The 19,874-nt window shown below is 62.7% G+C and carries 14 protein-coding genes and 1 pseudogene; 3 read left to right on the top strand and 12 right to left on the bottom strand.

Annotated features, from left to right (window positions below):
* Positions 1-58 precede the first annotated feature (58 nt).
* The 5 genes from NKH28_RS03540 to NKH28_RS03520 all read right to left on the bottom strand — a co-directional run bounded on the left by NKH28_RS03540 (position 59) and on the right by NKH28_RS03520 (position 6,331).
* Positions 59-946, bottom strand: coding sequence for a class I SAM-dependent methyltransferase (locus tag NKH28_RS03540; protein ID WP_352474404.1), 888 nt, complete (start codon positions 944-946; stop codon positions 59-61).
* 188 nt (positions 947-1,134) lie between these two features.
* Positions 1,135-1,641 carry a hypothetical protein gene (locus NKH28_RS03535; RefSeq protein ID WP_352474406.1) on the bottom strand — a complete coding sequence of 169 codons (507 nt, stop codon included), beginning with the start codon at positions 1,639-1,641 and terminating at the stop codon, positions 1,135-1,137.
* A gap of 14 nt (positions 1,642-1,655) precedes the next feature.
* The gene (locus tag NKH28_RS03530) at positions 1,656-2,705 is read right to left on the bottom strand and encodes a methyltransferase (protein WP_352977831.1); all 1,050 of its coding nucleotides are present in this window, start codon (positions 2,703-2,705) and stop codon (positions 1,656-1,658) included.
* 168 nt (positions 2,706-2,873) lie between these two features.
* Positions 2,874-5,390: a two-component system VirA-like sensor kinase gene (locus NKH28_RS03525; RefSeq protein ID WP_352977829.1), complete on the bottom strand. Its 2,517-nt coding sequence runs from the start codon at positions 5,388-5,390 to the stop codon at positions 2,874-2,876.
* Positions 5,387-6,331 (bottom strand): cytochrome-c peroxidase, encoded by a 945-nt coding sequence (locus tag NKH28_RS03520; protein WP_352977827.1) that lies wholly within the window; start codon positions 6,329-6,331, stop codon positions 5,387-5,389. The genes NKH28_RS03525 and NKH28_RS03520 overlap by 4 nt, the downstream gene beginning before the upstream one ends.
* A 204-nt stretch (positions 6,332-6,535) precedes the next feature.
* On the opposite strand from NKH28_RS03520, the gene NKH28_RS03515 reads away from it, so the two are divergent.
* Entirely contained in the window at positions 6,536-7,315 is a 780-nt protein-coding gene (locus NKH28_RS03515) for a response regulator (RefSeq protein WP_352977825.1), read from the top strand.
* 18 nt (positions 7,316-7,333) lie between these two features.
* Here the strand turns inward: NKH28_RS03515 and NKH28_RS03510 are convergent, their stop codons facing one another.
* The 7 genes and pseudogenes from NKH28_RS03510 to NKH28_RS03480 form a co-directional block, all read right to left on the bottom strand.
* On the bottom strand, positions 7,334-9,319 hold the full coding sequence (locus tag NKH28_RS03510) for a glycoside hydrolase family 127 protein (protein ID WP_352977823.1): 1,986 nt from the start codon (positions 9,317-9,319) through the stop codon (positions 7,334-7,336).
* A gap of 27 nt (positions 9,320-9,346) precedes the next feature.
* Positions 9,347-10,204, bottom strand: coding sequence for a carbohydrate ABC transporter permease (locus tag NKH28_RS03505; RefSeq protein ID WP_254817449.1), 858 nt, complete (start codon positions 10,202-10,204; stop codon positions 9,347-9,349).
* Positions 10,204-11,133, bottom strand: coding sequence for a carbohydrate ABC transporter permease (locus NKH28_RS03500; protein WP_352452309.1), 930 nt, complete (start codon positions 11,131-11,133; stop codon positions 10,204-10,206). The genes NKH28_RS03505 and NKH28_RS03500 overlap by 1 nt, the downstream gene beginning before the upstream one ends.
* A 370-nt stretch (positions 11,134-11,503) precedes the next feature.
* Entirely contained in the window at positions 11,504-12,757 is a 1,254-nt protein-coding gene (locus NKH28_RS03495; RefSeq protein WP_352977821.1) for an ABC transporter substrate-binding protein, read from the bottom strand.
* 83 nt (positions 12,758-12,840) lie between these two features.
* Positions 12,841-13,896: a LacI family DNA-binding transcriptional regulator gene (locus tag NKH28_RS03490; protein ID WP_352977819.1), complete on the bottom strand. Its 1,056-nt coding sequence runs from the start codon at positions 13,894-13,896 to the stop codon at positions 12,841-12,843.
* 316 nt (positions 13,897-14,212) lie between these two features.
* Positions 14,213-15,622, bottom strand: a complete 1,410-nt coding sequence (locus NKH28_RS03485) for a DUF6600 domain-containing protein (RefSeq protein WP_352977817.1) — start codon at positions 15,620-15,622, stop codon at positions 14,213-14,215.
* 172 nt (positions 15,623-15,794) lie between these two features.
* Positions 15,795-16,052 (bottom strand): annotated as a pseudogene (locus tag NKH28_RS03480) (LacI family DNA-binding transcriptional regulator); the annotation flags it as partial.
* A gap of 335 nt (positions 16,053-16,387) precedes the next feature.
* On the opposite strand from NKH28_RS03480, the gene NKH28_RS03475 reads away from it, so the two are divergent.
* Complete coding sequence (locus NKH28_RS03475; RefSeq protein WP_352977815.1) at positions 16,388-17,680, top strand: hypothetical protein; 1,293 nt, start codon at positions 16,388-16,390, stop codon at positions 17,678-17,680.
* Between the two features lie 9 nt (positions 17,681-17,689).
* A complete protein-coding gene (locus NKH28_RS03470) occupies positions 17,690-19,663 on the top strand; it encodes a DEAD/DEAH box helicase (protein ID WP_352977813.1) in 1,974 nt (657 codons plus the stop codon).
* Positions 19,664-19,874: the final 211 nt, after the last annotated feature.

The following is a 19,874-nucleotide window of genomic DNA, read 5'->3' as shown; positions in this document are numbered from 1 at the left end:
AGATGTCCCGCGTGCTCGCCGATGGCAGTATCGAGCATCGTGTGTCCTTCCTTCGGTTCTATGCCAGTGTGTTCGCCCATGCGCCGACAAAGGGCGGCAGCATGATGCACGTCTGCTGCTCGACAGCCTCGTTGCGCAGCCGCTCGGCGAGGGTATCGACTTCCACCTCGGCGGCGGTTGCGGTACCGACTGCCTCGGCCATCGGCAACAGGCTGCGCAACGTGCCGGCAATGTAGTCGTAGATCGGCGAGTCGGGTCCGCTGCCGGCGAGGCCGGCGGAGTTCATCCGCGGCGCCGGCAGCCCTGCGCCGGCGAACACCATGGGCAGCCTGCCACCCATGTCGACCTCGAAACCCGCGCGCTCGATCGTGTCGATGATCCAGCCGCGGCATTTGCCGAACAGCGGCGCCTCTGGAAAACTGCGGGTGAGCGGCATCGCCATTTCCTGGACGGCGACGATGCCGCCAGGCCGCAGGAAACCGGCAAGCCTGCGCAGGGTTGCGGCCGGGTCGGGCAGATACATCAGGACAAGCCTGCCGATCACCGCATCGAAGCTCCCGTCGGGCGAGAATGTATCAAGCTCGGCCGTCGTGAAACGTGTCCAGTAACACTGGCCGGATTCAGTGGCGCGCCGCTCGGCAATGTCCACAGCCTCTGCCGAGCGATCGACACCAAGCACGCTTCCCGCCGGTCCGACCAGCCTTCCGGCCAGCAAGGAGACATCGCCTACGCCGCAGCCAATGTCGAGCACGCGCATGCCGGGTCCTATGCCCGCACTGCGCAGGACATGCTCGGTAAGGTCGTGAATGAGCGCTCCCTGCAGCTCCAGGCGCTTGAATTCGCTTTGCGTGTAACCCAACGCATAGGGACGCGGATCCATGGGGCTCTGATCACGGCCGGTCTTCGGCGCATGTTCGGCAAGCAGATTGTACATGTTTGACTCCATGATCGATTTATCCGGGATTTGTGACCGCTGGGCAGCCTGATGACCGCCCGGGGCCCGACCGTCACCATCGGAGATCGGTGCTACAACGTGATTTCCGGAATCGGGAATTGCGTTACGACTGAAACAGGCGCCCGTGCCTGGCGTACCACGCAAGCGGACAACACCCTGCGCCCGGCGTTCGGACGCCACTATGATTTCGGCGCCCGCGGAACGAACACGATATGCGGCGTCTTCGGCGGACGACCGGGCGGCACATAGTCCGGAACCGGCGTATCGTCTGCCGGGAGCGAAAGCACATATCGGTGGATGGCGCGCAGGTCGGGCTCGCTCATGGCACGCAGGTTGAACCATGGCATGGGCGGGCGCGTCTCGATCGTGCGCGCGAACTGTACCCAGTCGTCCTCATCCATGGTCCGCAAAAATTGGCGAAGATTGGTCGGGTAAGTCGTACCCCACGGCCCGTTGAAGCCGAGCGAATCGCCGATCAGCCATCGATCCTGCGGAACGTTGCCGGCCTTCTCCAGGTACCCTGGCGTGTGGCAGTCGTTGCAGCCGCCGATTTTCACCAGGTATCGACCGTGCTCGATCGAAGCGGTCGCGGACGCCGCGCCGACCTCACCCTGGTTGAGCGTTGCGGCGGTGAATGCTGCGGCCAGGCCAAGGGCGGCAATTGCGATGAGAGCTCTTCGTGTCATCAGCTTCTCCGCTGCTATTTGATGCCGACGATCATCGAGTGAGGCCCGGCGAGATGCTCGCAGCGGACCTCGGCAAAGCCCGCCTCCCGCATCCAGCCCATGCCGTCGGCGCGCGTGTAGTCGAACCCGCCATTGGTGTTGACCAGCATGTTGAGGCTCATCAGCAGACCCGCAGCGTTGTCCCGTCGCTCGTCATCGATGATCTGGTCGTAGACGATGAGCACGCCTTGCTTCGGCAGCGCGGAATGCGCCTTTGCCAGCAGCGCGCGCTTCACCTCCAGGTTCCAGTCGTGCAGGATATGACCCATCACCAGCACGTCGGCGGAAGGCAGCGGCTCGGCAAGGAAGTCGCCGGGATAAAACCGAAGCCGGTCTGCAAGTGCGTGCCGCTCCACATAGGCCTCGAACACCGGCCGCATCGGCGGCAGGTCGAAACCGCCGCCGGTGAGATGCGGATGGGCGCGGCCGACCTCGACCGGAAGCCTGCCTTCGGCTGTGCCGATATCGATGAAGGTACAATGGTCCGCCCAGGGAAAATGCCGGGCGAGCGCCTCCGCCACCTGGAGGCTGCCGCCGGTCATCGCCTGCGCGAACATCTTTACCTTGTCCGGGTCCGAAAACAGCATGTCGAACAGATCTTCGCCGTCCTGGGTGCCGTTTTGCGGTTTGCCCGTCCTGAGCGCGTCGGTGAGCGAGCCCCAGTTCGCGTAAAGCAGCTGACCGGCCCTGGCGAGCATCCCGCCAACATAGGTCGACTTGTTGCAGTCAAGGTAGCGGTCAGTCACGGGCGTGTTGCAGTAGACGTTGCCCTCGCGCTCAAGCATGCGCAGCGCAACCAGTGCGTCGAAGAAATCCTGCGCTCCCCGCTCATGCAGCCCGAGCCGGTTTCTCAGCGTTTCCCCTTCGAGGGGTCCGGCCGCCAACTCCGTGAAAAGGTCAAGTTCGACGGCGCTCAGCAACGTCTTCGATGCCCAGAAGCCGAGGCCGAGTTGCATAAGGCTTTCGGGCGACAGTTCTGCGACGTCATTCGCCTGTTTCGTTACCTCGGTGATGGTTGCGTCCATAAGATTTCTCCTTCCTCAAGAGACCATGACCTCCCAAAAAACCGGTTCCCGGTTTTTTGGGATCATGGTCTGGGCGCGGGAGGACCATCGACTGGCCCGGCTACGGGTCGATTTCAGCCAGCTGGGATTTTGGTTACGGTTGTAACGAAGAAATCCGGCCGGCCGTGATCAGCCTGAATGCAGATGGCGGGCAAGACATTGTGCGACGGCGGCCGACAGCAGCGGCTTCTTGATGACTTCGCTTATGCCGGCCGCCGTCAGTTGGCGCGACCGCAGCTGACGGCCGTAACCGGTCATCAGCACGACCGGAAGGTCGGGCCGGATCTTGTGCAACCGGCCGGAGAATTCGATCCCTGTGATGTCGGGCATGACCTCGTCGGTCAGCACCAGGTCGAAGCGTTCCGGATCGGCGCGGAATGCGCTGAGAGCCGCGGGGCTGCGGTCGAACCCGACCGGCTCGTAGCCGAGCGCGGCGAGCATTTCCTCCGCAAGTTGCATCAGCGGCGTGTCGTCGTCGACGACGAGGATCGTCTCGCCGTTGCCATGCTTGACCGGCACCTCGGCGGCGTCGCTCTCGTCCTCGTTCTGGGTTGCTTCGGCGGCCTCGATCTGCGGAAAATAGATCTCGAAGGTCGTGCCTTCGCCGGGCTTGCTGTTCACGTCGACCGCGCCTCTGTGCGCCATGACGATGCCGTGCACCGTCGACAGGCCGAGCCCGGTGCCTTGCCCTGCCGGCTTGGTCGTGAAGAACGGCTCGAAGATACGCTCGAGCGTCGCCTGATCCATGCCGCTGCCGGTGTCCCTGACGGCAAGGCGGAGGTAGCGCCCGGCAGGCAGGTTGCCGTGCGACAGCATCCGCGCCTCGACGAATTCCGTCGTGTCGAGACCGATTTCCAATGCGCCGCGGTTGTTCATCGCCTGCGCCGCGTTGGTGCCGAGGTTCATCACCACCTGCTGAAGCTCGGTCGGATCGCCCATCATCGCCGCATCCGCGGCTGCAAGACGCGTCTGCACTGAAAGCGTGGCGGGGAACGAGGCGCGCAGCAGGTCGATCGCTTCGGCAACCACGGCTTCCGCCCGCAGCGCGTGATGCTGCCGCTCGTGACGACGGCCGAAGGCGAGGATCTGCTCGGTGACGTCCTGCGCCCGCCTGCCGGCCTGCATGATCTGCTGGACGTAGCGCCGCGCGCGCGACTCCTTCAGCAGCACCGCCAGCGCCATCTCGCTGTAACCAAGGACGGCACCGAGGATGTTGTTGAACTCGTGCGCTATGCCGCCGGCGAGCGTCCCGATCGCTTCCAGCCGTTGCGACTGATTGAGCCGCGCCTGCAGTGCCTCACGCTCGCGTTCGTTGTGCTCGCGCACGATGGCATTGGCGAAAATCTCGGCCGCGGTGCGCAGCAGTGCAATGTCGTCGTCGGCCCAATGCTTTTCGTGCGTGACGGTATCGAGAGCCAGAAAACCCAACCGCTCGCCGGCATGCCACATCGGTATGCACAGCCACGATCGAAACTGGTGCGCCTGCAGGGATGCCTTCTCCCGCCCCTCGGGAAGCTCGCCGACGCGGGGAACGTCGATGCAGCCCTGCCGCTCGTGGTCGGCCAGCGTCCAGCGTGAAGCCAGCTCGATCATGTCCTTCGACAGGCGGGCCGGCCTGCTCCCGCCCGGACGGCGATAGAAGTAGCCGCCGGAAGGATCGGCGATGTGGCTGACGAAAATCTGGGCGCCGTCGAGCCCGGCATGTTCGACCAGGCGCGCGAGGCCCTTGCTGATGCCGGCGCGGATGCGGTCACGCGGCAGATTGATGAACTGCGTGGAGATCGAGGCGATCAGGTCCTCGAATTCCAGCCGCTCGCGCAGGATCCGCGCGTTGCGGCGCAGGCGGGCGAACAGGTAGGCGACATAGCCGACGAGGCCCAACGCGGCGACATAAAGCAGCGTCTGGAACAGTTCGGCCCGCGCCGCGGCCCGCCCATGCGCACCGAGATAGACGTCCTGCAGCGCGCGAGCCCGCTCGCTCGTCGGCGCGGTCTGCAGGCGGGCGACGAGATCGTCGACCGCCGGAAGCCTGGTGACGATAAGCCGGCCGTGGGAGACGAGCGAGAGCACATCGCTTGCAGGCACGGCATCGACGGAGGGCCTTGCCAGCCGGTCGAGTGCGGCGGTTACTGCTTTTGCCGCATCCGGCTGGGGATCGCTGATAAACCGCGACATTGCGACCATCAGGGCTCCTATCTCGACCGCTCGAAGGCCGTCACCCTCGCTCGTGAGACGACCGCTCATATAGTTGAAAAAGTTCAGCGAGTTCTGCAGCAGCGCGTTATCGGACTTGAACCTCTCGACGAGCGCTTCCTCGTCGCGGATCGCGGCGATGACTTGGGCGATCAGCTTGTCGATATCCGCCCGTGTTTCGCCGCTTGCTACGTCGCGGGCAGCCGGCAGCGTCTGCGTCGCCTCATCCAGGTTCTCGATCGACCGCACAAGCGGATCGTAGCTGCGCAGCAGTCCCGCGCGTGCCCTTAAAACATCGCGTTGGAGTGCGGCGTTATAGAGGATGACGGTCCTGAGCGCATCGAGCGTGCGCTCGTGGCGCGCCGCATCGGGAGCCGTGCCCTGCACCAGGAGGTAGGTCAGGGCGATGAGCAGGCAGGCAACGATCGGCGCCAGGATGCGTAGCGACTTCATTGCTGCAGACGATCGGCTGCGCTGGTCAACGGCCGGCCGCGATACTCGCCCGTCAGTGTCCCGAGGAATTCGACGATGAGATCGGCATCGCGCTGGTCGAGCTCCCGGCCGAGTTGGTTGCGCGCCATGATCTTCACCGCGTCTGCGAGCGATGCGGTGCGGCCATCGTGAAAATACGGCGCCGTCACCGCGACGTTGCGCAGGCTGGGAACGCGGAACACATGGCGGTCGCTCTCGGCGCCGGTAACGGCGAAGCGGCCGAGATCCGCCTTGGTCAGGGTCTTCTGGCGAGCGAAGGGATCCTGGAAGATGCCGAATTTCTGAAACAGATTGCCGCCTACGTTGGCGCCCTGGTGGCAGGCGACGCAGCCATACGCTTTGAACAGTAGATAGCCGTGCTCTTCGTCGGTCGTGATGGCGTCGCGTTCGCCCTTGAGATAGCGGTCGAAACGGGCATCGGGCGTGATCAGCGACCGTTGAAAGACAACAAGCGCATCGAGCACGCTTGTCCGGTCGGGAATGGCGCCGTAGACCCTCGCGAACCGCTGCGAATACTCGGCATTCGAGCGCAGCTTGGTCAGCAATTCCTCCCAGCTCGTATTCATCAGCCTGTCATCGAGCAGGGCTGCCTCGTTCTGCTCCTCGAAAGTGCGGAAATTGCCGCGCCAGTTCAGCCGAAAATCGAGCGCCGCGTTGAAGACGGTCGGCGTGTTGAAATCGAGCGGCTTGCCATCCGCCGCCACGGAACGGGCCAGACCGTCGTCGCCGCTGAAATCGAGCCTGTGACAGGAACTGCAAGCGACGACATCGCCATGCGACAGGCGGGCATCGTTGAACAGGCTCTCGCCAAGCGCGATCTTCGCCCGGTCGGAGGGGCCGCTGGCCGTGATCGGTGCAATCGGCTCGCCCATCGGCGGGGCCGGCTGATTGCTCTGGGCCAACGCAAAAGGTGCCGCTATTGCCAGGCAAAGCGGAACAAAAAGCCCCGCCCGAACCTTACCAATCTGCTGATGTGCCATCGAGCGAGCCTGTGGCAGGGTGTGCGATCACGTAGATCATCGGCGTTCACCAATAAATCGCCGAAAATCGACGTTTAAATAAAGCAACGGCTCGGTCATGAGTTCCATGCTTGCGGACGGTGCGAGATGTCAGCCGAACAAAACATTCGCCACGAACAGCAGTCGAGAGGCAGTATCGAGCAGCCAGCGGCGCCGAAGCATATCCTTGTCGTCGACGACGACCCCGAAATTCGCGATATGCTCACCAATTACCTGGAGAGCCAAAACTTCAGGGTTAGCGCGGTCGCCGACAGCCGGGCCATGTCGCGCGTCCTCAATGAAAAGCCCGTAGACCTGATGATCCTCGACATGCGGCTTGCCGATGAGGACGGGTTCGACATCATGCGGCAACTCGGCAGTCCAACGGAAGCGCCCATCATCATCATCACCGGCCACAGGTGCGACGAGGTGGATCGCGTCGTCGGCCTGGAACTCGGCGCCGACGACTACATCACCAAGCCCTTCGGCCTCAGGGAGCTGCTGGCGCGCATTCGCGCCGTGCTGCGGCGATCGCGGTCGACGCAGTCGCAGCCGCGCGGCAAGAAACCCATACGCTATCGTTTTGCCGGCTGGGAGCTCGACATGCGGATGCGGCGCCTGAGGTCGGCGGCGGGCGAGACGACGCCGCTGACCGCCGGCGAGTTCAACCTGCTGACGGCGTTCCTGAAATCGCCGCAACAGATCCTGAGCCGCGAGCAGCTTCTCGCTGCCAGCCGCGTGCACGACGAAGAGGTGTTCGACCGCAGCATCGACGTGCAGATATTGCGGCTGCGCCGCAAGCTCGAGGTCAATCCGAGCGAGCCGAAGCTCATTGTTACGGAGCGTGGCGCCGGCTACATATTCGCGACTGCGGTCGAGGTACTTTGAGCCGCTGCCGCGCCCAGCCTACTCCGCGCTTCTCAGCCAGACCAGCATCTCGCCGGGATCGCGGTTGTCCCAGGCAAAGTACGGCACGGCGGTGATTTTCGCGCCCTCGAGCGCCGGCGGTTCGGTGCGGTAGAGCCCCTCTTCCCAGTTTTCGAAAGCCTCCTTTTTGGCAATCGCCGAAAGTGTCACAACGCCGCCCAGAAGGTTCGGCTGCTGATGCGCCTCGATGTCGGCCGTGCGCGGCAGAGCGATGCGGTGCAGCTGGCTGGAATTGTCGGTCTCCTCGACGCAATAGATCAGCGGTCCGCGCGCCAGTGCGACGCGGCCGATATCCTGCCGCACCTGCGGGTTGGCGTAGAGGCGGTCGACGGCCATTTCGAGGTCGAGCTCGACGCGGTCGCCCTTGCGCCATTCGCGGCGGATCGCGGCATAGCCGTCGCTGCTGACAGCAGCCAGATCGACATCTGCGCCGTTGACCTTGAGCGCTGCCTTGCGGCACCAGGCCGGCAGGCGCAGGTGCAAAGTGAACGCGGTCGGAGCTTCCGGTTCGACGGAGATCGAGACCGCGCCGTCCCAGGGATAATTGCTCGTTTGGGTGAGCTCTATCTGCGTCCCAGAAATATCGAAACGAGCCGTGCCGTTTCCATAGAGATGGACGGCGAGTGCGTCGTCCGAGAGGCCGTAGAAATAGCTGCCGATCGAGGCGACCATGCGCCCGACATTGGGCGGGCAGCACGGGCAGCGGTGCCATTTCCAGCGGTGGTGGGCGCCGCGGCTTTCGAGCGGATTCTCGTAGAAGAACAGCGAGCCGTCGAGCGACAGGCCGGAGATCGAGCCGTTGTAGAGCGCCCGCTCCATGATGTCGGCGTAGCGCGCATTGGGACCCATGCCGAGCATGCGGCTTGCCCAGAACACCAGGCCGACCGAAGCACAGGTTTCGGCATAGGCGGTGTCGTTGGGCAGGTCGAAATCGGCGGTGAAACCCTCATTGTGCGAGGACGGCCCGAGGCCGCCGGTGACGTAGAGGTTCTTGGTCATGAGATCGTCCCACAGCCGGTCGAGCGCCACGCGCAGCGTGTCGTCGCCATATTCGGTGGCGATGTCGGCCATGCCCGAATAGAGATACATCGCCCGCACCGCATGGCCGACGACCTTGTCCTGCTCGCGCACCGGTTTGTGCGACTGGTTGTATTCGTAAGTCTTGAAATGATAGGCCTTGGGGTCGGCGCCGCGGGCGCGCGCCTCCTCGTCGAAATAATGCGGCTCAAGGCCGCGCTGGTCGATGAAGTATCTGGCTAGCTCCATGTATTTGCGCTCGCCCGTCACCCGCGCCAGCTTGACCAGCGCCAGCTCGATCTCCTCATGGCCGCAATAGCCCTTCTTCTTGCCGGGCTCGGGACCGAACGTCTCGGCGATATGATCGACGTAGCGGCACATGATGTCGAGCAGCTTGCGTTTCCCCGTGGCCTGGTAGTAGGCGACGGCGCCTTCGATCAGGTGGCCGGCGCAATAGAGCTCGTGGCAATCGCGCAGATTGGTCCAGCGCAGGCCGGGCTGGATGCGCTGGTACCAGCTCGACAGATAGCCGTCGGGCTGCTGCAGCTTTCCATACATGTCGATGACGGCATCGATCTTCTTCTCGAGCTCGTCGTTGCGGCGGCGATAGAGCGAATAGGCGGCGGTCTCGATGGTCTTGCCCCAATCGGAGTCCCAGAACATCTGCGTCGTCACCGTCGATCCGGTGAACTCGTTGCCGGCGGTGGCCGCCTCGTCCGGTGAAGGTGAGTGGAACGGGATGACGACGCCGGGCGACGGCCGGTCGGGGTCGATCTGCTCGAGCATGCGCGCCTCGACGCAGCGGTCATAGAGGATGCCGGCGGTCTTCGAGGCGACGGCATCGACGCGGTCGCCCCAGAAGCCGCGCACATCGACCTGCGGCACCGGCAGCGGGCGGAAGGCGAGTTTCGGCTTGGCGCCCTGACTGGCGGAATGCGATGCGGTCATCAATTTACTCCGGTTCGGTTCGGTTGGTCACTTCACGGCCCCTGCCATCAGGCCGCGGATGTAGAAGCGCTGCAGCAGCAGGAAGAGCACCAGGCACGGCACCATCATGACGGTGACGCCGGCCTGCACGGCGCCCCAGTCGATGGCGCCGAAGCGGCCGGACTGCAGCGCGGTCATCATGATCGGCAGCGTGAATTTCGACTGGTCTGTCATCAGCACCAGCGCCGCCAGAAACTCGTTCCAGGCGCCAAGGAAGGCGAACAGCGCGATGGTGACGATGCCCGGCCAGACCAGCGGCAGCATCACCCTCAACAGCATGGTGACGTTGTTGGCGCCGTCCATGCGGGCGGCCTCCTCGATCTCGCGCGGCACCGCGTCGAAGGCGTTGCGCATCATGAAGATCGAGAACGGCAGCTGCAGCGTGACGTAGACGCAGACCAGCCCGGTCAGCGTGTTGTGCAGGCCGATCTTGGTCAGCACCAGGAAGATCGGCGTCAGGATCGACTGGAACGGGATCATGATCGTCGACAGGATGACGACGAACAGCAGGTTCTTCAGCGGAAAACGGAAGCGCGAGAAACCGTAGCCGGCGAGCACGCTGACGATCACCGACAGCACCACCGTCATGACCGAGACGTAGATGCTGTTTTGCGCTGGCAGCCAGAGGCCGTCGCCGAAGGTGTTGAGCGTCGCGTAGTTCTCGAGCGAGATGCCGCTGGTCGGCCACGGCGGCAGCGGCGGCTGGCGCGCCTCCTGCGCCGGCTTGAAGGCCGAAAGCACCGTCCAGGCGATCGGCGCCAGGAACAGTATGGACGCGATGATGCCGGTCGAGTGCTCGGCGATCTGCATGCCGATGCGGCGTTTGCGGCTCCTTGCCTGCGCCATCAGTCGACCCCTTCCGGATTGCGCAGCAGCCGCAGCTGGATAAGGCTGAGCGCCACCAGGATGACCAGCAGGACCATCGAAAGCGCCGCGCCATAGCCGAGCTTGAACGACACGAAGGACTGGTTGAAGATCCAGTAGACGGCGGTCAGCGTCTGGTTGCGCGGGCCGCCGCGCAGGATGATGTAGAACTGGTCGAAGGCGAGGATCGAGCCGGCGACCGACAGGATCAGCGCCAGCGCCAGCGTGCGGCGCATCAAGGGCAAGGTAATCGCCCGGAACCGCGCGAATGGCCCTGCCCCGTCGATCATCGCCGCCTCCTGCAGGTCCGGCGGGATCGACTGCAGGCCGGTCATCAGGATGATCATGGTGAAGCCCGCCACCTTCCACACGACCATGGCGATGATCGACCAGAAGGCCGGCTGGAAGGTCGCCAGCAGGTTGAATTTCTTCTCGGTCAGGCCGAGCTCGAAAGCGGCCGGGCTGAACAGGCCGGAATCGACATTGAGCAGCCACGACCACAAAAGGCTCGCCGAGGCGAAGCCGATAACCGCCGGCATGAAGAAGGACGTCCGGTAGAAGCCGGTCAGCTGCCGCGGCCTTTCGATGAACAGCGCCAGCGGAAAGGCGACGGCGAAGATCGCGATCGTCACCACCACCGTGTAGTAGCCGGTGAATTTCAGCGCGTTCCAGAAGCGGGTATCGCGCAGGATCGCCCAGTAATTGTCGAGCCCGATGAAGCTATGCGCGCCCATCAGCGGCCAGTTGTGCAGCGACATCCAGGCGGTCATGCAAAGCGGCACGATGAAGAAGACGACGACAAGCGCGACGGCCGGCGCGACATAGAGCAGGCCGATCCACTGCCGGCGGCCGGCGCCGACCAGTTTGTATGCGCGCGCTGGCGCGGCGGTGGTTGCTGTGATGGTGGTCATCGCTGGCCTTCTCCTTCTCCCCTTGTGGGAGAAGGTGGATCGGCGCGAAGCGCCGAGACGGATGAGGGGTGTTGGAAGGAATGCCGTCCGAGCCAAGCTGGAGCACCCCTCATCCGTCGCCTTCGGCGACACCTTCTCCCACAAGGGGAGAAGGGGGAGCCAACGTTGCGACGGCGTACTGTGATGGTGCTCATGCCTGTTGTTCCATTGGCGGGACGTCCCCTCCCCCTTGAGGGGAGGGTCCGGCCGAAGGCCGGGGGTGGGGTCCTCCGCGAAGCGCCGACATCAAAAGAGCGTCGAGCACTGCCGCAACGACCCCACCCGGACCTTCGGTCCGACCTCCCCTCAAGGGGGAGGTGGAGCCGGCGCCTTACTTCTGCGGCGCCGAATCGATGATCGACTGCATGGTCTCCTGCGCGTTGGCGATGGCGCCGTCGACGTCTTCGCCGAAGAAGACCTCGTTCATCATCTGGTTCCACGGACCGTTGGCCGAGTTGATCAGGTCGTTGAACACCACCGAATAGGGCGTGCGGCCCTTGGCCATGGCTTCGGCGGCAACCTTGTAGCGCGGGTCGAGTTCCTTCAGCGCCTCATTGGCGATGTCGCCGCGCACCGGCAGGCTGCCGTATTTCGCCAAAATGGTCTGGCCCTCGAGCGAATAGGCGAAGTCGAGGAACTCCTTCACCACCGCCACCTTGGTGGTGCCCTTGGTGACGACGAAATTGTCGCCGCCGGCAAACGACGACCAGCCGCCATCCTTGCCGGGCAGGAAGGTGATGCCGTAGTCGATGTCGGGGTATTGCGTGTTGAGCGCGCCGATGGCGAAGGCGCCGGACGGCGAGATGCCGATATTGCCGGTGGCGAAGGCGGCAAAGAAGTTGGAGCCGGTGTCGGTCTGCGCGCCTGAAGGCACCAGGTCCTTCTTGACCATCGAACGGTAGAGGTCGATGGCGCCGCGCATCTGCGGCGTGTCCAGCGTCGCCTTGGAGCCGTCCTCTGTCAGGATATCGCCGCCCGAGGCCCAGATCAGCGGCGTGAAGGTGAAGATGTTGCAGCCGCCGCAATTGCCGGAGAAATAGAAGCCCTTGATGTCGCCGCCGAGCGCGTTGACCTTTTCGGCGTCGGCTTCGATTTCGGCCCAGTTGGTCGGGCCCTTTTCCGGGTCGAGGCCAGCCTGCTTGAACAGCTTCTTGTTCCAGATCAGCACCGAGGAATCCGCCGAGAACGGCAGCCCGTAGATGCGGCCCTTATAGGTGCCGGTCTTGACATGCGCCGGCGACAGGCTGGCGAAATAGGGCAGCGATTTCGCCCAGTCGGTGATGTCTTCGAGCTGGCCGGCGGCGGCGAAGGACGGCGTGTAGATCAGGTCGAGCGACAGCGCATCGGGCGCCGTGCCGCCGGCGGCGGCAGCGCCGTATTTCGGGATGATTTCGGCGTTGGGGATGATGTCGAGCTTGATCTGGTTCTGATGCCCCTTGTTGAAGGCATCGACGATGCGCGGCATGAAGTTCGAGCCGTCGGCGCGAACCCAGATGTTGGCGGTGTCGGCGGCGGCCGAGCCGGCCGTTGCCAGCGTGCCCAAAATGCTCGCGGCGATGGCGAGCCCGGTAATGGTGGTTCTCATGCTTCTCCTCCACATGGTTTTAATTTAGCGTTTTAATTTAGCCGCGCCCCCAAGCGGGTGACTATCGACACGGCCCGTTTCGTTCAGCCGTCCGGCGGACGGCCGCATGACTGACGCACCACCAGCCGGCACGGCAGTTTTCTGATGCCCGGCAGAGCGGCTTCGCCGCCGACGAGCGAAAGCAAGGCAAGGCCGGCCTCGCGGCCAAGTGCTGAAAGGTTCATGTCGACGGAGGTCAACGGCGGGCGGGTCGCCTCGGCGACGATCTGCCAATTGTCGAAACCGATGACGCCGACCTCGTCCGGCACGCCGATACCGCGCTCGCGCAAGGCGTCGATGACGCCGCGCGCGATCTGGTCGTTGCCGCAGAAGACGGCATCGGGTTTTTCGCCATCGCGTCCCTTGCCGTCGAACAGCGTCTTGACCGCCTCATGGCCCCAGGCCTCCGACCACGGGCCGAGCAGCGGCTCCATGACCGGCAGGCCGTTCTCGGCCAGCACCGCGCGATAGGCCTCGGCCCGCGCATGCACCACGGCAAAGCTTGCGGGACCGCTGACATGCGCGATGCGCCGCCGTCCGAGCCGGCAAAAATGCTCGACCGCCAGCCGCGCCCCGCCGGCATCATCGGAGACGAAGGCGATGGAGCCGGGATCGGGCTCGGTGAAGGCGTAGATCGCCGGAATGCCGAGATTGGCGAGGTCGACCGGCAGATGGCGGTCGATGCGCTTGCCGGTGGCGATGATGCCGTCGACGCGCTTGTCGAGCATGGCATCGACATGCAGCTGGGCCAGGCGCGGGTCGTCCTCGACATTGCACAGGAACACCGAGACGCCGGCATCGACCAGCGCATCGGAAACGCCGGCCATCAGCGGCAGCGAAAAGCGGCCATAGGTGTCGTTGGTCAAAAGCCCGACGGTAAAGGAGCGCCGCCTGAGCAGGCTCTGCGCCAGGCTGTTCGGGCGAAAGCCAAGCCGCTGCGCCGTCTCGCGAATCCGGGTCCGCGTCTCGGCCGTCATCCGCCCCTGCCCGTTCAGCGCCTTTGACGCCGTGGCGACGCTGACGCCGGCGAGTGCCGCCACCTCACGCAGGGTGACCGGCTGCTTGGCAGAAACAGGCGTTGGCTGCGCGTCGGACGCCATGATTTGGATATCGATCCTCCCATTTGAGAAAAGCTTTTCTCTTACCGGCCTGCGAGGCGCTGAATGGTGAAGTCAGCGGATGCCGGCAGAGTTGGGAAAAGGTTTTCTCAAAAGGAAGATTAGGGGAAGGATGCAAGGATGGCAAGAGGGAATGGCCTGGTTACAGGCATGTTCGGCAGTCAACTACGACTCGCTGCCCTGGGTTCAGGATCTGCCATGGCGGCACGAAGGAAAGAGGGCGAGCAGCTTTGGCGTGCATTGCCGTTTTACGGGCACCGCGATCAAATAATCGCGGTGCCGCAGTCTACCCGCAGAGCTAGCAGTTCTCAGTCTGTGGATCGCACGCCTTGTTTTTCTGTTTCTGTGGCTTGGGCTTGACCGCCTGCTCGGGCTCGGCCTGCTGCTGCTCGGCCGCTGGCTGCTCCTTGGCCTTCCGCTTCTCAGGCTTGGCAGCCTGCTCCGGCTCAGCCTGCTGCTGCTCGGCAGCGGGCTGCTTCTTGGCCTTCCGCTTCTCAGGCTTGGCCGTCTGTTCGGGCTCGGCCTGCTGCTGCTCGGCGGCGGGCTGCTTCTTGGCCTTCGGTTTCTCGGGCTTGGCCGCCTGTTCCGGTTCGGCCTGCTGCTGCTCGGCGGCGGGCTGCTTCTTGGGCTTCGGCTTCTCAGGCTTGGCCGCCTGTTCCGGCTCGGCCTGCTGCTGCTTGGCGGCGGGCTGCTCCCCGGCCTTCGGCTTCTCAGGCTTGGCCGCCTTGCCGGGCTCGGCCTGCTGCTGCTCGGTGGCCGGCTGCTCCTTGGCCTTCGGCTTCTCAGGCTTGGCGGTTTCTTCGGGCTTGGCCTGCTCGGTCGTTGCAGCGCCTTCGGTCGGCTTCGATTTCCGGCCAGCCTGAACCTGCTTCACCTCCTCGATGTCTTTGAGCTTAGCTGGTTTGGCCTTAGGGTCGGCTTTCACCTCGCCCTCAAAGACAGCGACCGTATCGTTTTCCAGTTTGCCGGACTGCTCGGGCGCGTCGGTCTTGCTGACCTTGACGGCAATCACCTTCTGGTTCGTCTCCTTTTCGATCACATCGACATCAATGACTTTGTTGATCACCAAATTGTTCTGGATCGTCACGTCGCCGGCCGGTTCGGCCGCCTCGACAATGCGCACAAACTCCGGCTCATCACGAATAACGACCACAGAAATGTCCGCGGCAAGGAATTCGCGGGTGGGGACCACAACCCAGTAATAATCCGGCGTCGTGTCGAAGGTCACCTCGATTGAAATCAAATCCGGATCGCGGCGGGGCGGCAGCGGCGCCCAAATGATGTGCTCCCTGTCACGACGCCAACTCACCCATGCTGGCGCCCAGCGGGTGCCCGGAACCCAGTACCAGCCGATATCGTCGGCATAGCCCCACCGGCCGTAATGGTACGTCGCCCAGCCGAATGGCTCGTCGGACACCCAGAGCCAGCCATACTGCTCGGTATAGACCCAGTGTCCAAGCGTATACGGACGCCAATCGTCAGGCACATCAACCGGCACGAAAACGGTCGCTCCGTGATACGAGACCCAATCACCATAGGAAGACAGGTCTTCGTAGAACGTGCTGATCGAAACGGTGGTGGCAGCCCTTGCCTCGGACACGAGCGACAATGGCGCAATTGGGTTGGGAATCTCGACGACCGTGAGCAGGCAGGCGGTTACGCCGCCCAGCATCAGTCGCACCGCATGTTGGGCAAGGACGCGTTTCATCGTAATCTTCCTCCGAAACAGATCGCCCTTCATCGTACAAACCCGTCGGCTGCCGGATTGTTCCACTTTGCTGACGTCACCCGCATCCCCTCCCGCAGCGGCTTGGCATCGCACGATGATATTTGGGATCAGAGTTGCTTCATGAGGGCGGTGACCATCACAAATGCGCGCCGGAGGCGCGGCGATAGGTGTCGTTGGTCAAAAGCCCGACCGTAAAGCTGCGCCGCCGCAACAGGCTCTGCGCCAGGCTGTTCGGGCGAAAGCCAAGCCGCTGCGCCGTCCCGCGAATCCGGGTCCGCGTCTCGGCCGTCATCCGCCCCTGCCCGTTCAGCGCTTTTGATGCCGTGGCAACGCTGACGCCGGCAATGGCCGCCACCTCACGGAGGGTGACGGGCTGCTTGGCGGGCGTTGGCTGGACGTCGGACGCCATGATTTGGATATCGATCCTCCCGTTTGAGAAAAGCTTTTCTCTTATGGCCCTGCGAGGCGCTGAATGGTGAGGTCAGCGGATGCGAGGTGGTTTGGGAAAAGGTTTTCTCAGGAGAGACTAGGATGAGAATGCGGGCATGCAAGCGGGCATGGCGATGTAGGATGGCGCCAACCGATCTCGCACCTACTCTCGATAGCCTTCGCCCAAAAAGCACGTTAGCATCATATCGTGCGTCGATCCGAGTCAGATCAGAAGGTCGGCGTCCGGGCTGGATGGAATCGGGGCGGGCTTTTTAGCCGATCGGGGGGCGGATGTTGTTGAGTGCCGACGTTAGGATGCAGAAGCTTGGCGAGCTACGGAGCCCCGAGAAGGGTCAAGTCCTCCAGAAGCTCCATTACGACGGGGAGACAAAGGCCCATAAAGTTTCGACCATCAATCTCGATTACCTAATCTACAACCGCCACAACGGGCGTCTCGAGGCCGAGATGCTGACCTGGGAAGAGCAGAATGCGGTGTCGCCTGAAGGCTATGACGAGGACCTCCATGATGTGATCGAGGAGCTCCTATGGCAATCGGCTGTGCAGCGGAACAAGGCGACGCTCGCAGACCTAAAGGATAAAGGCCAACAGCGGCCGGGGATCGTCAGCCTGGATGGCGTTATCATCGACGGGAATCGCCGTGCCATGCTGCTGCGACGCTTGGAGAAAGCGACCGGCATCAAGCAGCATTTCGAAGCTATCATCCTGCCCCACGCTTATGCTGACAACCAGGAGGCGATCGTAAGGTTAGAAACCCAATACCAGTTGGGTGAGGATGCGAAGGTCGAATACGGAGCACTGCAGAAGTACTTGCACGTGCGTAGGCTCCACGTCGACCTCGGTATTCCGAAGGACCAAATCGATAAACTCATGAACGAGAAGCCGGGAAACGCGGCGCGACTCCTCCAGATCATGGACCTGATGGACGAGTATTTGGAGCACGTAGGCGCGCCCCGCCTCTACACGATGCTCAAGGACGGAGACGGGTCGAAGGAGGGCATGTTCGTCGACCTCCACGGAGACCTCAATCGGATCAACGGCGGCAAACACAAGATTCCGTGGGTCTTCGATCCGGATTTAGATCCGCTACAGCTCAAGTTGATTCAGTTCGACTACATCCGACTCGGAGAGCTCGCCGACGCAAAAAAGGCGTATCGTGAGATTTCGCACCAAGGAAACGGCAACAACTTCTTCGCTAAGCAGGAGATCTGGCAGAATTTCCGCGATTCCCACCAGGATGCCGTCGATCCGGTGACAACGGCGCATGGCACGCTCGACGAATTTATCCGGGAACACCCGAACGACTACGAGACCAAGGTCGATGCGGCTCGCGCACGTGACAAGCGATGGTCAGGTGCTGTCGGCGCCGCAATGAAGTCCAATTTCGGGCGATCAAGCTACAGCCTCGATCTGGCAACTAGAGAGCTGAAGCCTAGCGAGTATCTAAGGCGCGCGAAGGAATTGCTTGAGAAGATCGATCTCGATGGCGAAGCATTATTGAACGGGTCCGAAAATTTGGCGCTCGCGATAGACATCAATCGTCTCACGTACGCGATCAAAAAGCGTTTCGACCGCTCGATCCAGGCCTGACCGGCGCCCGTGCCAACCGTAACCCTTTCATTCGACCCGGCAGACAATCTGCTAGTCATCATCGGGATCGGGCCGCAATTGGCCCGCAATCCCCTTCTCGCCGCGTTCCTTCGTCAACATCGAGGGTCGATTGATTCCGATGCTCGCATACTCGTCCCTACCGACAGCGATGTACTCAGTTCGCGCTATCAGGCTGTGTCGCGGCTTCTGGCACGCATCGGCATCGAAATCGCCACTACGGGACAGGTGTCGAATGCTCTCAACCTGGTTGAGGCAGAGGAACAAAGGTTCGCGGACTTCTCGGCCCGTGCTCTTGATATTTGGAACAGGCAACTCGACACTGCGGAGTTCCGTCAGTTCGTGGATATCGTCGACCAGCGATGCCCTGGCCGGCGTTTCTACCGCAAGCAACTCCTTTCAGCATTCCATTTGGCCTTCGCCCAGAACGTCTGTAATTTCTCGGTACCTGGCGCAGGCAAGACATCCGTAGTCTATGCAGCCTATGCCTACATGCGGACGCTGCCGCCGGAGAATCCTCGTTCGATCGAACGGTTGCTGATCGTCGGCCCGCTCTCGTCGTTCAAGGCTTGGGAGGACGAATTCCACGCTATCTTCGGGCGCAAACCGGATTCCCGGAGGATCAGCGGGGCCACGCCGCCAATCGAGAGGTCCGATCATCTGCGCGGAATCACCGTCGGATCCCGGGAAGTTGAGCTCACCATGACCTCCTACCAGACGATGACGAACATCGAGGAGGATTTCCGTGTCTTCCTGGCTCGCGGTGGGGGTCGCACTATGATGGTGCTCGACGAAGCGCACTACATAAAAAGCGCAGACGGGCGGCAGGCAAATGCCGCTCTACGGTTGGCGCCCCTCGCCCGCTCGCGCGTCATCCTTACCGGGACTCCGGCACCCAATGGCTATGAGGATCTCGCGAATCTCTTCCGCTTCCTTTACCCAACCAGGAACATCGTCGGCTTTCCGGCGGCGACCCTCCGAGCAATGTCTGACGGGACGATGCAACCGGCTGTCAACCAACTTAAGAAGCGCATCCAGCCCTATTTCACCCGTATTAAGAAGGCTGATCTGAACCTGCCAGCCGTACACGAAGAGCGGATGCGGATCGAGATGAATCCGAATCAGGATCGCATATATCGAGCGCTCGAGCGCAAGATCGTACCCCAGCTTCGGTCGGAATTCGAACGACTGGATGGCAACGTCAGAGTCAAGGCGAGGCTGATCCGATTGCGTCAGGCCAGCATCAATCCAGAACTGCTCCTTAAACCACTTGCAGACGAGGGCGTGTTCGATACTGGCGGTTCGGGCGATCTCACAGCCAGCGAATTGGGTGTCGCCGATCTCATCGAGGCATTCCGGGCGCAGACCGATCTCGCCAGACTGAGGGTGTGTCAGGGACTGGTCGAGGATGTGCTCCGAGATCAAGGGAAGGTCCTTGTCTGGTCCTATTTCCTCGGCAACCTCGAACGGTTACGGCAAAGCTTCCAGCCGATTGCATCTTTCGTCGAGGTTCTAACCGGCGCCACGCCGGTCGCCGGCATGGACGGGGAATCGGAGGCCTCGGAGGGAACGAGAGAAGCGATAATCGATGGCTTCCATCGTACGCCTGGGAAGGCGATACTGATAGCCAATCCGCAGGCCGTCGGCGAGTCGATTTCGCTACATAAGGCGTGCCGAACCGCTATCTATTTCGACCGCGACTTCAACGCAGGCAGGTATATTCAGTCAAAGGATCGTATTCACCGCTACAATCCCGACGGCGGCCTGCCTGTCCGCTATATTCATCTTATGTCGGAGGGGACAATCGATGACGACATCGATGCACGCCTCATCGTTAAAGAACAACGACTGACGGACCTGGTGGACTCCGAAGATATCCCGCTCCTCACGGCCACGTCGGATGATGATGGTCTCGATGACATCAGATTCATCCTCGAATCCTATGAACGCCGTAAGACCCGCTGACGGCCTCCTTTCCGGAAGCCAAACCATCGCGCTTCTGGAGACGATTGGGCGAACTGGCCATGGCAGATCGGACCACAGGATCGCGCGCGATCTTAGCGCCCATCGTGCAGTCTCGCAGTCGAAGACTTACAATTCGATCGCCATGCTGGAGGCGGCCCGTCTACTAACCCGCGAAGGTGATCGGCTCTGCTATGGTGAATTGCAGGGTCCC

This window comes from Mesorhizobium sp. M1227, from assembly GCF_040318315.1.
Classification (GTDB): domain Bacteria; phylum Pseudomonadota; class Alphaproteobacteria; order Rhizobiales; family Rhizobiaceae; genus Mesorhizobium.
The sequence above is the reverse complement of the archived record's forward strand: the minus strand, read 5'-3'. Positions and strand labels throughout refer to the sequence as shown.